The organism is Bacillus sp. TH30, from assembly GCF_016650875.1.
GTDB lineage: Bacteria > Bacillota > Bacilli > Bacillales > Bacillaceae_G > Bacillus_A > Bacillus_A mycoides.
Window position 1 is genome coordinate 3413705 of the sequence record NZ_JAEKEY010000002.1, and the last position, 15238, is coordinate 3428942.

The 15238-nt window shown below is 35.5% G+C and carries 12 protein-coding genes and 1 other annotated feature; all 12 genes read left to right on the forward strand.

Annotation, left to right across the window (positions count from 1 at the left end; genetic code table 11):
• Window positions 1-32: 32 nt before the first annotated feature.
• The 12 genes from zapA to JFU20_RS19820 all read left to right on the forward strand — a co-directional run bounded on the left by zapA (window position 33) and on the right by JFU20_RS19820 (window position 15227).
• Window positions 33-302: a cell division protein ZapA gene (gene zapA, locus JFU20_RS19765; protein ID WP_002112165.1), complete on the forward strand. Its 270-nt coding sequence runs from the start codon at window positions 33-35 to the stop codon at window positions 300-302.
• Window position 303: 1 nt separating this feature from the next.
• On the forward strand, window positions 304-843 hold the full coding sequence (locus JFU20_RS19770) for a CvpA family protein (RefSeq protein ID WP_002015450.1): 540 nt from the start codon (window positions 304-306) through the stop codon (window positions 841-843).
• 55 nt (window positions 844-898) lie between these two features.
• Entirely contained in the window at window positions 899-2617 is a 1719-nt protein-coding gene (gene polX / locus JFU20_RS19775; protein WP_002165004.1) for a DNA polymerase/3'-5' exonuclease PolX, read from the forward strand.
• 19 nt (window positions 2618-2636) lie between these two features.
• Window positions 2637-4997, forward strand: a complete 2361-nt coding sequence (locus tag JFU20_RS19780; RefSeq protein WP_002165005.1) for an endonuclease MutS2 — start codon at window positions 2637-2639, stop codon at window positions 4995-4997.
• 196 nt (window positions 4998-5193) lie between these two features.
• The gene (locus JFU20_RS19785) at window positions 5194-5883 is read left to right on the forward strand and encodes a 23S rRNA pseudouridine(2604) synthase RluF (RefSeq protein ID WP_002165006.1); all 690 of its coding nucleotides are present in this window, start codon (window positions 5194-5196) and stop codon (window positions 5881-5883) included.
• 107 nt (window positions 5884-5990) lie between these two features.
• Window positions 5991-6241: a binding site (T-box leader), on the forward strand.
• A 113-nt stretch (window positions 6242-6354) separates the two neighbouring features.
• Window positions 6355-7680 (forward strand): branched-chain amino acid transport system II carrier protein BrnQ6, encoded by a 1326-nt coding sequence (brnQ6, locus tag JFU20_RS19790; RefSeq protein ID WP_201038849.1) that lies wholly within the window; start codon window positions 6355-6357, stop codon window positions 7678-7680.
• Between the two features lie 459 nt (window positions 7681-8139).
• Window positions 8140-8874, forward strand: coding sequence for a heme uptake protein IsdC (gene isdC / locus JFU20_RS19795; RefSeq protein ID WP_201038850.1), 735 nt, complete (start codon window positions 8140-8142; stop codon window positions 8872-8874).
• A gap of 23 nt (window positions 8875-8897) precedes the next feature.
• Window positions 8898-9356, forward strand: a complete 459-nt coding sequence (locus JFU20_RS19800) for an NEAT domain-containing protein (protein ID WP_002167601.1) — start codon at window positions 8898-8900, stop codon at window positions 9354-9356.
• A gap of 32 nt (window positions 9357-9388) precedes the next feature.
• The gene (locus JFU20_RS19805; RefSeq protein ID WP_201038851.1) at window positions 9389-12505 is read left to right on the forward strand and encodes an NEAT domain-containing protein; all 3117 of its coding nucleotides are present in this window, start codon (window positions 9389-9391) and stop codon (window positions 12503-12505) included.
• 69 nt (window positions 12506-12574) lie between these two features.
• Window positions 12575-13456 (forward strand): heme ABC transporter substrate-binding protein IsdE, encoded by an 882-nt coding sequence (gene isdE, locus JFU20_RS19810; RefSeq protein ID WP_201038852.1) that lies wholly within the window; start codon window positions 12575-12577, stop codon window positions 13454-13456.
• Between the two features lie 27 nt (window positions 13457-13483).
• Window positions 13484-14467 (forward strand): FecCD family ABC transporter permease, encoded by a 984-nt coding sequence (locus JFU20_RS19815; RefSeq protein WP_002034255.1) that lies wholly within the window; start codon window positions 13484-13486, stop codon window positions 14465-14467.
• Complete coding sequence (locus JFU20_RS19820) at window positions 14457-15227, forward strand: ABC transporter ATP-binding protein (protein ID WP_002088890.1); 771 nt, start codon at window positions 14457-14459, stop codon at window positions 15225-15227. The genes JFU20_RS19815 and JFU20_RS19820 overlap by 11 nt, the downstream gene beginning before the upstream one ends.
• The last annotated feature ends 11 nt before the right edge of the window (window positions 15228-15238 follow it).

Sequence of the window (15238 nt, forward strand, 5' to 3'; positions counted from 1 at the left end):
TAGGATTCTGTACGTGATTGGAGGCCGGTGAGTTGTCACAACAAAAGGGAAATAAAAGTCGAATTAATGTAGAAATATATGGTCAACAATATTCAGTTGTTGGCGATGAAAGTACAAGTCATATCCGCATGGTAGCAGCGATTGTGGATGATAAAATGCGCGAACTCAATGCCAAGAATCCTTCGCTTGATACGAGTAGACTAGCGGTATTGACGGCGGTAAACGTCATACACGATTACATAAAATTAAAAGAAGAACATGAGAAATTGAAAGAAAGTATGACACAAAAAGGAATTGAATAGCATGATTGATATTATTATCATTTTACTGCTTGTTATGGGATTCTTCCTCGGTTTACGCAGAGGATTTATTTTGCAACTTGTAAAGTTAACAAGCTTTATTATCGCATACCTCGTTGCATACTGGTATTGTAAAGATTTAGCGCCAGCACTTGCGAAAATTATTCCGTATCCATTTGATAAGAATGTTTCTGTTCCAGAATGGATAGATGCGAATAATATTGAGGGTGTCTTCTATCAAGCAATTGCGTTTATTGTATTATTTATTATTACAAAAATCGCACTTTCACTACTTGGTAATTTACTGAATATGTTTGCAGAAATCCCAGTTTTAAAGCAAGTCAATGCGGTTGCTGGGGCACTTCTTGGCTTTTTAGAAGTGTATATCATTCTGTTTGTCTTAATTATTGTTGGATCAATTCTTCCAATTGAACAAATACAAACACCATTACAAAAATCATCAATTAGCAAAATAATTGTAGACGATACACCGATTCTTTCTGAAAAGGTGAAGGAACTATGGCAGACAGGTAGCAGAGTGTAACTTCTCTTTTTTCGGAAAGAGAAGTTTTTTTCTATGAAAGAAAGGCGGGGCAATGATGAAAGTGAATAAAAAACAAGTTATCAAATTACTAGAGACAATCGGCCTGTTTATGGAACTGAAGGGCGCGAATCCATTTAAAATATCTGCATTCCGTAAAGCGGCGGCAGCACTAGAAAGTGATGACCGTAGTCTTTCTGAAATTGAAGATTTCACAAAGATTCCAGGTATCGGAAAAGGAACGGCAGCAGTTATTCAAGAATATATAGAATCGGGAACATCTGAAGTACTACAAGAACTTGAAAAAGAAGTACCAAGCAGTTTATTACCACTATTAAAACTACCAGGCCTTGGGGGGAAGAAGGTGGCCAAGTTATACAAAGAACTTGGTGTTGTTGATATGGAAACGTTAAAAGCAGTTTGTGAAGAAAATAAAGTACAAGCTTTAGCGGGATTCGGTAAGAAAACAGAAGAGAAAATATTAGAAGCAATTGATCAAGTAGGCTCTCGTCCAGAGAGGTTACCAATTGCGATGGTATTGCCTATTGCCGGGGAAATAGAGGAGAAATTGTCGAATGTTGCTGAAATAATTCGTTTTTCACGCGCTGGTAGTTTACGCCGTGTTCGTGAAACAGTGAAGGACTTAGATTTCATCATTGCAACGACGGAGCCAGCAGTAGTACGTGAACATTTACTACAATTTGATAAGATGATTGAAGTGATTGCAAGTGGAGATACGAAAGTGTCTGTTCGTCTTCAATATGAATATGATATTTCAATTGATTTCCGCTTAGTAAAACCAGAAGAGTTTATTACAACTCTTCACCATTTCACAGGATCAAAAGACCATAACGTAAAAATGCGCCAAATCGCGAAAGATAGAGGCGAGAAAATTAGTGAATATGGTGTGGAAATCTTAGAGACAGGTGAAGTGAAAACATTTGAAACAGAAGAAGCATTCTTCGCCCACTTTGGTCTTCCATTCATTCCACCAGAAGTGCGTGAAGATGGAAAAGAAATTGAATTAATTAAAGAGTATCCGAACTTAATTCAGTTCTCTGATATACAAGGTGATTTACATATGCATACAACGTGGAGTGACGGTGCCTTTTCAATCGAGGAAATGGTACAGGCATGCCGTGCTCGTGGGTATAAATTTATGGCAATTACTGATCACTCGCAATACTTGAAAGTAGCGAACGGTTTAACGAAAGAGCGTCTTCGTGAACAAGCGAAAGAAATTGAACGTATGAATGAAAAGTATCCAGACATTACAATTTTGCGCGGGATTGAAATGGACATTTTACCAGATGCGACACTTGATTTTGACGATGAAGTATTAGCAGAACTAGATTATGTCATTGGAGCCATTCACTCTAGCTTCTCACAAGACCGTGAAACGATTATGAAGCGTCTTCGCACTGCACTTGAGAATAAGCATGTCACAATGATTGCCCATCCGACAGGACGTCTTCTTGGGCGCCGTGAGGGTTACGATGTAGATACAGATTTATTAATCCAGCTCGCAAAAGAAACAAATACAGTTTTAGAATTAAATGCAAATCCAAACCGTCTAGATTTAAGCGCGAAATTATTAAAACAAGCACAAGATGCTGGTGTAAAAGTAGCGATTAATACGGATGCCCATACACTTGAAATGTTAGAAGATATGGAAACAGGTGTAGCAGCAGCGCGTAAAGGTTGGATTCAAAAAGATAACGTGATTAACACATGGGATATTGAACGTTTATTAGACTATATTAAACGTAATAAGTAATACAGGGGGGACCTGCAACATGTTAGAACGAACGTTGCGTGTATTAGAATACAATAAAGTAAAAGAACAATTACTTGAACATACAGCATCTTCACTTGGTCGTGATAAAGTGAAGAATTTAGTGCCAAGCACAGATTTTGAAGAGATTGTGGAACTGCAAGAAACAACGGATGAGGCAGCGAAAGTTATCCGTTTAAAAGGACATGTACCACTTGGAGGGATTTCTGATATTCGTTCAAATATTAAGCGTGCGAAAATTGGAAGTATGTTAAGTCCTCATGAATTAATTGAAATCGCAAGTACGATGTACGGTAGTCGCCAAATGAAACGTTTCATTGACGATATGATTGACAACGGTGTTGAGCTTCCAATTTTAGAAACACATGTCGCGCAAATTGTGTCTTTATATGATTTAGAAAAGAAGATTACAAATTGTATCGGTGACGGCGGTGAAGTAGTCGATAGCGCAAGTGACAAATTGCGTGGTATTCGTAACCAAATTCGTACTGCGGAAAGCCGTATTCGTGAGAAATTAGAAAACATGACGCGTTCTTCAAACGCGCAAAAAATGTTATCAGATGCAATTGTAACGATTCGTAACGAACGCTACGTAATCCCGGTAAAACAAGAATACCGCGGCGTATATGGTGGTATTGTTCACGATCAATCTGCTTCTGGACAAACGTTATTTATCGAACCGCAAGTAATCGTGGAATTAAATAACGCACTTCAAGAAGCACGTGTGAAAGAAAAACAAGAAGTAGAACGCATTTTAATGATGTTAACGGAAGAAGTAGCAGTGGAAGCTGATATTGTTTTATCAAACGTAGAAGTAGTTGCAAATCTTGATTTTATTTTTGCGAAAGCTCTTTATGCGAAGCGAATTAAAGCGACGAAGCCAATCGTAAATAATGAACGCTACATGGATTTAAAACAAGCACGCCATCCGCTTATTGATCCGGAAATTATCGTGCCAAATAACATTATGCTTGGTAAAGACTTTACAACAATCGTTATTACAGGACCGAATACAGGTGGTAAAACAGTTACACTTAAAACAGTCGGTATTTGTGTTTTAATGGCGCAATCTGGTCTTCATATTCCAGTAATGGATGAATCAGAGATATGTGTATTTAAAAACATCTTTGCTGATATCGGTGATGAGCAATCGATTGAACAAAATTTAAGTACATTCTCTTCTCATATGGTAAACATTGTAGATATTTTAGAAAAAGCTGATTTTGAAAGTTTAGTCCTATTTGATGAATTAGGTGCTGGGACAGATCCACAAGAAGGGGCTGCACTAGCGATTTCTATTTTAGATGAAGTATGTAACCGTGGTGCTCGCGTTGTTGCAACGACGCATTACCCAGAATTAAAAGCATATGGATACAATCGTGAGCAAGTTATTAATGCGAGCGTTGAGTTCGATGTGAATACATTAAGCCCAACGTACAAATTATTAATCGGTGTACCAGGACGTAGTAACGCCTTTGAAATTTCGAAGCGTCTTGGTTTGTCTGATCGCGTTATTGATCGCGCTCGTAACCATATTAGTACAGATACGAACAAAATCGAAAATATGATTGCAAAGCTAGAAGAAAGCCAAAAAAATGCAGAGCGCGAACGAAAAGAAGCGGAAGAGCATCGTAAGCAATCTGAAAAACTTCATCGTGAATTACAACGTCAAATTATTGAATTTAACGATGAGCGCGATGAAAAATTATTAAAAGCGCAAAAAGAAGGGGAAGAAAAAGTCGAAGCTGCAAAGAAAGAAGCAGAAGGCATTATTCAAGAACTTCGTCAATTGCGTAAAGCACAGCTTATAAACGTGAAAGACCATGAGCTTATTGAAGCAAAGAGCCGTCTAGAAGGTGCGGCGCCAGAGCTTGTGAAGAAACAAAAAGTAAACGTGAAAAACACAGCGCCAAAACAACAATTACGCGCAGGTGATGAAGTAAAAGTGTTAACGTTCGGTCAAAAAGGTCAATTGCTTGAAAAAGTAAGTGATACAGAGTGGAGCGTACAAATTGGTATTCTGAAGATGAAAGTGAAAGAATCCAATATGGAATACATTAATACACCGAAGCAAACTGAGAAAAAAGCAGTCGCAAGTGTGAAGGGTAGAGATTATCACGTGTCGTTAGAGCTAGACCTTCGCGGCGAACGTTATGAAGATGCAATGATGCGCGTTGAAAAATATTTAGACGATGCACAGCTTGCAAGCTATCCTCGTGTATCAATTATTCACGGCAAAGGAACAGGAGCGCTTCGCCAAGGTGTACAAGATTACTTGAAGAAACATCGCGGTGTGAAAACCTACCGCTACGGTGACATGGGCGAGGGAGGCCTAGGCGTAACAGTTGTCGAATTAAAATAGCAAACAACCAAACAAAAGGGGAAACCATTATATGTTTATGGACAAACTTGCAAAAGTATTGTTAGCTTGTTGCGGAATATTTTTGGTAATTGGGGTTATTTATTTAGTTGTTTTTGCGAAGTAAAGGAGCGTCAATCTTGGCATAATGATATTGCCATGGATTGACGCTTTTAATCTATAAGAAAAGGAATAAAACATGAAAATCAACCAATACATAAGCGAAGCAAAATCCTGCTCAAGACGTGAAACAGACCGTCTCATTAAAGCAGGACGTGCCTGTATTAACGGTGAAGTATGTACGCACGGTGCACTCGTTAATGAAGGTGATATTGTAACGATTGATGGGCAAGTTATTGCAAAAGAAGAGAAAGAAAAGGTGTATATTGCCTTCCATAAACCAGTTGGAATTACTTGTACAGCAGCCGATCATATTGAAGATAATATTATTGATTATATCAATTATCCAGAGCGAATCTTTCCTGTTGGACGATTAGATAAAGCATCGGAAGGACTCATTTTATTAACGAATGATGGCACGATTGCTAATCAAATTTTACACGGTGATCATGAGCACGAGAAAGAATATGTTGTCACTGTCGATAAGCCTTTTACAGATTGGTTTATTGATATGATGTCCAGCGGTGTAAAGATTAAAGATGGAATGACGAAGCCGTGTAAAGTAACGAGAGTCGATCAATCTACATTTCGCATCGTTTTAACGCAAGGAATGAACAGGCAAATTCGTAGAATGAGTCGTGCTTTCGGATTTACTGTAACAAAGCTAAAGCGAGTGCGCATTATGAATATAGAGCTAAATGAGCTTGAAGCTGGAAAATGGCGAGACATTACACCTAAGGAATTAGAAATATTAATAAGGCAGTTATAGGGAGGAAAGTTTTCTCCCTATATTTTTTTGTCAGAAAAAATAAAACTATTGATTTTTTAAAAAATAGCCCATATAATAAAAAACAACAAGTTTCGACAACATATTTTATAAAAGTAATGATGAGGACATGAGTTGTTTTTGACGATTTTCAGAGAGGGAAGCCTTAGGCTGTGAGCTTCCTAATACGGAAAGACAAACTTACCACCTCTAAACTTCAAGAGTGAACTGCAGATGCATTGTAATTCTTGGCGGATAAAACCGTTATCAATTTACACGAGCTATAAAATGAGCTTATTTCGTTATAAATTCATTTTATTAGAATAAGGGTGGAACCACGATTTCAACACTCGTCCCTTTGTTAGGGACGGGTGTTTTTTGCGTTCTTTTACGGGGAAGTATGCTTGAAAGAGGATATGTGACGGATTTTAATTCAGAATATTTTGTCAATAAAATAATTAGGAGGTAGTAGAAATGAAGTCATCTTTAAAGTTTTCTGAGATGTTTGCAATAAGCTTAATGTTATTTGCACTGTTTTTCGGTGCCGGTAATATGATTTTCCCACCAGCGTTAGGGCAAGGTGCTGGAACAGATGTATGGATCGCGTTATTTGGCTTTATCGTAACAGGTGTAGGACTGCCTTTATTAGGAGTTATTGTTATAGCTCTAAAGGGAGATATTAATGAATTAGCAAGACGTGTGCATCCTGTATTCGCGCTAATTTTCATTACTGCAATTTATTTATGTTTAGGCGTATTTGTTAGTGTGCCACGTACAGGGACTGTTGCTTATGAAATGAGTGTTGCACCGTTTTTACCAAGTGAGATAGCTGGTCAATCCTATCCACTTGTTATCTTTACATTTATTTTCTTTGCAGTAACTTTCTATTTAGCATTAAACCCATCGAAATTAGTAGGGCGTATTGGTAAAGTATTAACACCAATTTTATTAGCCGTTATAGCAATTATTGTAGCGAAAGCAATTATGACTCCAATGGGAGAGTTTGGTGCCCCTACAGAAGCATATAGTGCCCCGCTCTTTAAAGGTTTTATTGATGGATATTTAACTTTAGATGGACTTGCAGCACTTGTTTTCGGAAATGTTGTGATCAATGCTTTAAAAGCAAAAGGCATTACAAATAAGAACAGTATTGCAAAAGTAACAATCTTTGCAGGATTTATTGCAGCACTTGGCTTACTTCTTGTTTATTTAGCACTTGCTTACCTTGGAGCTTCTAGTGTTTCACTTGGAATGGGAGCAAACGGCGGAATTATTTTAACAAATGTTGTGAATCATTTATTTGGTAGCTACGGAACATTATTACTAGGTATCGCAATTACAGCAGCATGTTTAACAACTTCTGTCGGTATTGTTGCAGCTTGTGGAGAATATTTCTCTTCCTTATTACCAAAGCTTTCTTATCAAAAAGTCATTTTCATTTTCTCTGTATTAGCATTTATGGTAGCAAATCTTGGTTTAACTCAGTTAAACGCATTAGCATTACCAATCTTAATTGCAATTTACCCAATTGGTATCGTACTGATCGTATTATCACTTGTTGAAAATTACGTTCGTCTTCCATTAGCGATGTATGTAGGCGGTATTGTAGGATCATTTGCGATTAGCTTCTTTGATGGATTGCACAATGCAGATCTTCAAATTGCAGCACTAACACCTATTTTAGATAAAATTCCATTATATAGTGTAGGGATTGGTTGGTTAGTACCTGCTATAGTTGGTATTGTGATTGGATATGTAATTTCTTTATTTCAAAAGCAAGAAATTGCTGTAGAAAAATAAGGGAAAGAGGCTTTCTTTAAAAGAAAGCCTCTTTTTTTGTAGAAAAATTATATATAGAAGAATTAAGATATTAAAAAATTTATACGTAATATAGTTGACAAAAAAATTACCAGTAGGCTAAGATTGACTTAGTTGTGGAAATATTGGAAGGGAAGAGGTTTTCTATGACTATATCATTTTTGTAAGAAGAGGTGATAGAACGATAGAATTAGGCGGTTTATTTTTTTTGAAATTCGTTGAGAATGATAATCAATAAAATGATGAAAGAGTTTTATGTTTATTCTTATAGGAAAAATTGGTGGGATTATTTTTTTGCCTATCAATGAGAATGATAATCAATATATTTCTAACTACATATTGTTACTCGTTATAAAATAGAGATAGAAAGATTATTTTTTTCTTATATATTGAGAATAATTATCATTTTCAAAAAAGAAAAACAAGGAGGCAGTAAGGTAAATGAGAAAGTTTTCGGTATTACCCGCTTTTATTATGACATTCGTATGTATGCTAGCTTTTCTCGTAGTGCCATTCGGACAAGCTTCGGCAAATGTAGCTGACGGTACTTACGATATTAACTATGTCATACAAAAGGCAGAAAATGATTCAGCTTCAATGGCAAATGATTATTTTGAAAAACCAGCTAAGTTAATTGTAAAAAATGGTGAGATGAGAGTGCAAATTCCGATGAATCATAGTGCTTGGATTACAGAATTTAAAGCACCAGAGAACGGAAACTTTGTTGATGCAAAAGTTGTTAGTAAAGATGAATCTGCAGATAAAAGAACTGTAGAGTTTAAAATAGACGACTTATCTAAACCAGCAGCTGCAAAAATTCATGTTGTTGTACCGAATGTGAATTATGACCATAATTACACAATTCGCTTTGCGTTTGATGCAAATGTAAAAGCAGTAGGTGGAGAGAATAAGGCAACTGCTGCAACAAAAAATGAAGATCAAACTCAAAAAAATACACAAGTAAAAGAAGAAGTGAAGAAAGAAGAGAGCAAAGAAACAAACAAAGAAACAAGCAAAGAAACAAACAAAGATGTAAATAAAGGAACAAATGAAAGTGGGAAAGCTGAAAAAACAGATAACCCAAAAACAAGTGATGAAGCACGTATCGGATTATTTGCAGCATTACTTCTTATTTCAGGTGTTTTCTTAGTTCGTAAAGTGAAGTTAGGTAAATAAATCTTTGGAAGGGCGATGAATATATGTTTAAACAATTTAAAATGATTATTGCCGTATTTGCTGTCTTATTTACGTTTATAGCAACACTAGGGTTACAAGATGCAAAAGCTGCTACACAACTAGCTGATGGAAAATATAATATTGCTTTTACTGTATGGAAAGGCGATAAAGATGAATCATCTAGAATGAATAGTTATTTTGAAAGTCCGGCAACATTAACAGTTAAAGATGGAAAACAATATGTTTCATTCAAAGTGAAAGATAGTACTTCTATTAAAAGTTTACAAGTAGAAAAAAATGGTCAATTCGTAGAAGCTACTGTGTTAAGTGAAAATACAAAAGAGAATACTAGAGTTGTAGAATTTGAAGTTGCTGACTTGTCAAAAAAACTAAATGGCAAGGTGAAAATTAATATCCCAATTATTAATTATAACGCTTCATATGATATTCGTTTTGTATTTGATGGGAACAGCATTAAATAATTGGAAATTTTTAAAAAAGGAGAGTCATTCTATTGAACAGGTATTTTAAAATTGTTGTTGCAATGTTTCTAACGATTTTCACATTCGTATCAACGCTACAACCACTTGCAGTTCAAGCTGCTAGTCAACTAGCTGACGGTGAATACTCAATCGGTTTCAAAGTTCTTAAAGACACATCAGATGAAGAATCTATGATGAATCAATACTCTGTAAGTCCAGGAACTTTAAAAGTGAAGAATGGGAAAAAGAAAGTATCCTTTACGTTAGAACATAGTTCATGGATTACAAAGTTTGAAACCGAAAAAAGTGGTCAGTTTGTTGCGACAAATGTAATTAGTGAAGATCAAGAAAAAGATACAAGAGTCGTAGAATTTGATGTGGACGATGTAGAGAAGGTATTAAATGCGAAAGTAAAAGTAGACATTGATTTTTTAAATTATCATCATGACTATGATGTACGTATTGCATTTGATCAAAATAGTATTACACCGATTCATGTAGAACAACCAAATGAAAAAGAGGACCCAGCTAATAAGCCAGATCCAAATGAAAATCCGGATCCGAGTCAGAAGCCCGACCAAAAGCCTGACCCAGATCAACAACCAAATTCTAACACAATTAAAGATGGAGAGTACAGCATTCCATTTAAAGTGTTAAAAGATCAAACAGATGAAGAATCTAAGATGAATACTTACATGGTAAATCCAGGGGTATTAAAAGTAGAAAACGGTAAGAAAAAGGCAATTGTAACGTTAAAAAATAGCTCATTAATTAAAAATTTCCAAACGGAAAAAGATGGCGCATTTGCTGATGCAAAAGTAGTGAGTGAAGATAAAGAAAAAGATACAAGAGTAGTAGAGTTTGAAGTAGACGATTTATCTAAAAAACTAAATACAAAAGTATTTATTGAAGTGGCATCACAAGGTTACAAGCAAACACATAATGTACAACTTTTATTTGAACAAGATAAACTTGAACAAATTAAAAATGAAGAGAAACAACCGGAAGTAGAAAAACCAGATACTGAAACAATTAAAGATGGTGAGTACAGCGTTCCGTTTAAAGTGTTAAAAGATCAAACAGATGAAGAATCTAAGATGAATACTTACATGGTAAATCCAGGGGTATTAAAAGTAGAAAATGGTAAGAAAAAAGCAATTGTAACACTAAAAAGTAGCTCATTAATTAAAAATTTCCAAACGGAAAAAGATGGTGCGTTTGTTGATGCAAAAGTAGTGAGTGAAGATAAAGAAAAAGATACAAGAGTAGTAGAGTTTGAAGTAAACGACTTATCTAAAAAACTAAATACAAAAGTATTTATCGAAATGGCATCAAGAAACTATAAGCAAACACATGATGTGCAACTTTTATTTGAACAAGATAAGCTTGAACAAATTAAAAATGAAGAGAAACCAGAAGTAGAGAAACCGGAAGTAGAAAAACCAGATGGAAACAAAAATCCAGATGCTGAAACAATTAAAGATGGTGAATACAGTATCAATTTCAAAGCTTTAAAAGATCAAACAGAAGAAATTTCAATGATGAACACGTATACAAAGAGTCCAGGCGTGTTAAAAGTGAAAGATGGTAAAAAATATGTATCATTCACATTAACGAATAGCGCTTGGATTACAAAGTTTGAATTTGATAAAAATGGTTCGTTTGTTGATGCGAGTGTATTGAGTGAAGATACGAAAGCTGATACGCGTGTAGTGGAAGTGGAAGTAGCAGATTTATCGAAAAAATTGAACGCAAAAGTAAAAGTCGATATCGATTCAATGAATTATCATCATTTCTATGATATTCAATTTGCATTTGATAAAGATAGCATTAAACCGTTAGATAACCAAGGCGGAAACGATAACCAAGGCGGAAACGATAACCAAGGCGGAAACGATAACCAAGGCGGAAACGATAACCAAGGTGGAAACGATAACCAAGGTGGAAACGACAACCAAGGCGGAAATGATAACCAAGGTGGAAACGACAACCAAGGCGGAAACGACAACCAAGGCAATAATACAACAATTGATCCAAACGCTCTTAAAGACGGTGAATACAGCATTGGCTTTAAAGTATTAAAAGATCAAACAGATGAAATATCAATGATGAATACATACACAAAAAGCCCAGGTGTATTGAAAGTAAAAGATGGTAAGAAATATGTATCGTTTACATTAACAAATAGTACATGGATTACAAAGTTTGATTTTGAGAAGAATGGCTCGTTCGTTAATGCAAAAGTATTAAGTGAAAATAAAGAGCAAAATACAAGAGTAGTAGAAGTAGAAGTAAATGATTTGTCTAAAAAATTAAATGCAAAAGTAAAAGTAGATATTGATTCAATGAATTATCACCATTTCTACGATGTTCAATTTGTATTTGATCAAGATAGTATCAAAGCTTTAGGGAACCAAGGTGGAAACGATAACCAAGGCGGAAACGATAACCAAGGCGGAAATGACAATCAAGGTGGAAATAATACACCGAAAGTAATAGTTGATCCGAAAAATTTAGTAGATGGTCAATATGATATTACATTTAAAGTGTTAAAAAACAAAACAGAAGAACTTTCAAAGATGCATGACTATACTGTAAATCCAGCAAAATTAATCGTTAAAGATGGTAAAAAGTACATTGAGATGACGCTGAAAAATAGTGCGTGGATTACGAAATTCCAAACAGAAAACAATAGTCTTTTTGCTGATGCAAAAGTAGTAAGTGAAGATAAAAATGCAAATACGCGAGTAGTACAATTTGAAGTAGAAGATTTATTTAAAAAATTAAATGCAAAAGTGAAAGTAGACATTGATGAGATGAACTACCATCATTTCTACGATGTCCAAATTCAATTTGATACAAATAATATTGGTGCGTTAGGAACAATTAAAGAGGATCCAAAAAAAGATCAAAAAAATGATCCGAACAATCCAGTGATTACACCGAAAGTAGATAATGTAAAAAAAGTAGATAATCCTGATTTTAACCGAAATGCAGATGATAAGAAGAAAAAAGAAGATCAAAAAAATGATCCAAAAAAAGAGAAAAACTCAAAAACGGCAGATACAGCACAACTAGGTTTATACATGGTGCTATTGCTTGGGTCACTTGCTTTACTAGTTCGTAAATATAGAGCAGGAAGATTGTAATTTTTGGAGTCTTGATGCATGTTCGCATGCATCAAGACTTGTTTCATATTGTTTGGAAAGGAGTGGTGATTGAGAGTGAAGAAAATTGCTAGTGTACTAATGGCTATCATTCTATTAGTGAGTGTAGCTGGATGCTCGGCGCCCAAAAAAGAAGCAGCAAAACAGGTAAAGAGTGAGAGTAAAGAGAGAATTGTTGCAACGACAGTTGCTGTTACTGAAATTATGGATGCGTTAGAAGTAGATTTAATTGGTGTACCAACAAGTACTAAAGATTTACCAAAGAGATATAAAGGTTTACCTGAAGTTGGGAATCCGATGAGTCCTGATATGGAAAAGGTAAAATCATTAAAGCCGTCAGAAGTATTATCCGTGACAACACTTGAATATGAATTAAAGCCAGTTTTTGATGGTGTAGGTATGAAAGCAAACTTTTTAGATCTAACAAGTTTAAAAAATATGCAAAATTCCATTAGTAATTTAGGTAAGCAATATGGACGTGAAAAGCAGGCTGAAGCAGTTGTAACTAAGTTAGATAACAAGTTTGCAGAGATTCAAAAAGCAGTAAAGGGAAAGAAAGAACCGACAGTGCTTATTTTATTAGGTGTACCGGGGAGTTATTTAGTAGCAACAGAGTATTCTTACATTGGAGATTTAGTGAAACAATTAGGTGGTAAAAACATTGTACAAGGTGAACAAGTAGAGTATTTAGCTTCTAATACAGAGTATTTAAAAAAAGCTGATCCAGACATTATTTTACGAGCGGCACATGGTATGCCTGATGAAGTTGTAAAAATGTTTGATAAAGAATTTAAAACAAATGATATTTGGAAACACTTCGCTGCAGTTAAAAATAATCGTGTTTACGATTTAGAAGAGCGTTTATTTGGAACGACAGGAAATTTAGCAGCGACTGAAGCGCTAGATGAATTGAAAAAAATGATGTATCCGTGATGCATTTTAATATAAAGGAAGATTAGCATGAATAAAAAATTTTGGAGTTTCTTTATTGTTACTGTATTACTCATCATTATGACTTTGTTGTCAGCGACGAAAGGTAGTTTAGAAGTAGGTATTATTGACCTTGTACAAGGAATATTTACAGGGGCAAATGAAGATGTTGAAGTGATTAAAGATTTACGTTTCCCACGTATTATTATTGCACTATTTACTGGAGCAGCTCTTGCTGTTTCGGGCGTGCTCTTCCAAGCTGTCATGAAAAATCCACTTGCTGATGCTGGGGTAATCGGGATATCTTCAGGAGCAAGTTTTATGACACTTGTTATTATTACGCTATTCCCGCAATTCTTTTTCTGGACGCCGGTATTCGCCTTTCTAGGTGGTGCGTTTGCGTGTTATCTCGTTTATTCGTTTTCATGGAAATCAGGATTAAGTCCGCTTCGCATTATTTTAATTGGTATTGCCATTAATGCGATGTTCACTGGATTAAATGAATCGTTCATTACGATTTGTGGATACTTCATTAAGAGTATTAAGCAAACGACGACTTCTAATATAACGATGAAGACGTGGGGCGATGTAGAAATAATGGTTACTTATGGAACAATTGGTCTTATTCTTGCACTGTTTGTCGGAGCTTGGTGTAACTTATTATCTCTACAAGATAAGACTGCAAAAAACTTAGGCTTGCACGTGACGAGAGTTCGTCTTATTATTTCTGCCATTGCAGTACTCTTAGCGGCCGTATCAACAGCAATTGCAGGTGTTATCGCTTTCGTAGGATTACTCGTTCCGCACATTTCAAGACAACTAGTTGGTTCAGACCATAAAGCATTAATTCCATTTTCTGCTCTTGCAGGGGCGTTATTAATTTTGACGGCGGATACGATTGGAAGGTTAATTGTGCCACCTAACGAAATTCCAGCAGCGACGATTATGGCAGTTATTGGTGGACCATTCTTAATATTCTTGCTTAGAAAGAGTGATAAAGTTCATGGAAATTAAAAATGTAACCTTTTCGTACGATAATGTAACGGATCGATTAAAGTCGGTTAGTAGTGAAATAGAGATTGGTAAAATTACAACAATTATTGGACCAAACGGTTGCGGGAAATCAACATTACTTGGTGTGATGTCAAGAAATCACGATCCTCGTAGTGGAGAGGTAATACTTGATGGGAAGGCAATTAGCCAATATAAACCGAAAGAGTTTGCTAGAAAGTTAGCCGTTGTCCATCAACAAAATGAAGCACCGGCAGATATGACGGTAGAGAAATTAACAAGCTTTGGCCGTATGCCTCATAAAAATATATTTTCTTCGCAAACTGATGAAGATAGAGAAGCAATAGAAAGGGCTTTAGCATGTACGAATTTGCTAAGTAAACGTGATAAGGAAATTCATGCTTTATCTGGTGGAGAAAGACAGCGTGTTTGGATTGCCATGACGTTAGCTCAGAAGACGCCAATGCTCTTTTTAGATGAACCGACAACATATTTAGATATTTATTATCAACTTGAAATATTAGAGTTAGTAAAAGAATTAAATGAAGCACAAGGATTGACAATCGTTATGGTATTACACGATATTAATCAGGCGATTCGCTATAGTGATCATATCATTGTTATGAAAGACGGCGAAATTGTTACAAAAGGCAAGCCGAATGATGTTGTGACAGAAAGTATGATAAAGACGATATACGGTGTAGATGTCGTTGTAAAGCAAGATGAAGATACAGGATTGTATATGGTCCCAATGGGTATTTAAACATGCGAACA

Excerpts from the sequence above, each read along its gene's own strand:
- JFU20_RS19770 (WP_002015450.1), top strand. The coding sequence starts at position 304 with ATGATTGATATTATTATCATTTTACTGCTTGTTATGGGATTCTTCCTC.
- polX (WP_002165004.1), top strand. The coding sequence starts at position 899 with ATGAAAGTGAATAAAAAACAAGTTATCAAATTACTAGAGACAATCGGC.
- JFU20_RS19780 (WP_002165005.1), top strand. The coding sequence starts at position 2,637 with ATGTTAGAACGAACGTTGCGTGTATTAGAATACAATAAAGTAAAAGAA.
- JFU20_RS19785 (WP_002165006.1), top strand. The coding sequence starts at position 5,194 with ATGAAAATCAACCAATACATAAGCGAAGCAAAATCCTGCTCAAGACGT.
- brnQ6 (WP_201038849.1), top strand. The coding sequence starts at position 6,355 with ATGAAGTCATCTTTAAAGTTTTCTGAGATGTTTGCAATAAGCTTAATG.
- isdC (WP_201038850.1), top strand. The coding sequence starts at position 8,140 with ATGAGAAAGTTTTCGGTATTACCCGCTTTTATTATGACATTCGTATGT.
- JFU20_RS19800 (WP_002167601.1), top strand. The coding sequence starts at position 8,898 with ATGTTTAAACAATTTAAAATGATTATTGCCGTATTTGCTGTCTTATTT.
- JFU20_RS19815 (WP_002034255.1), top strand. The coding sequence starts at position 13,484 with ATGAATAAAAAATTTTGGAGTTTCTTTATTGTTACTGTATTACTCATC.
- JFU20_RS19820 (WP_002088890.1), top strand. The coding sequence starts at position 14,457 with ATGGAAATTAAAAATGTAACCTTTTCGTACGATAATGTAACGGATCGA.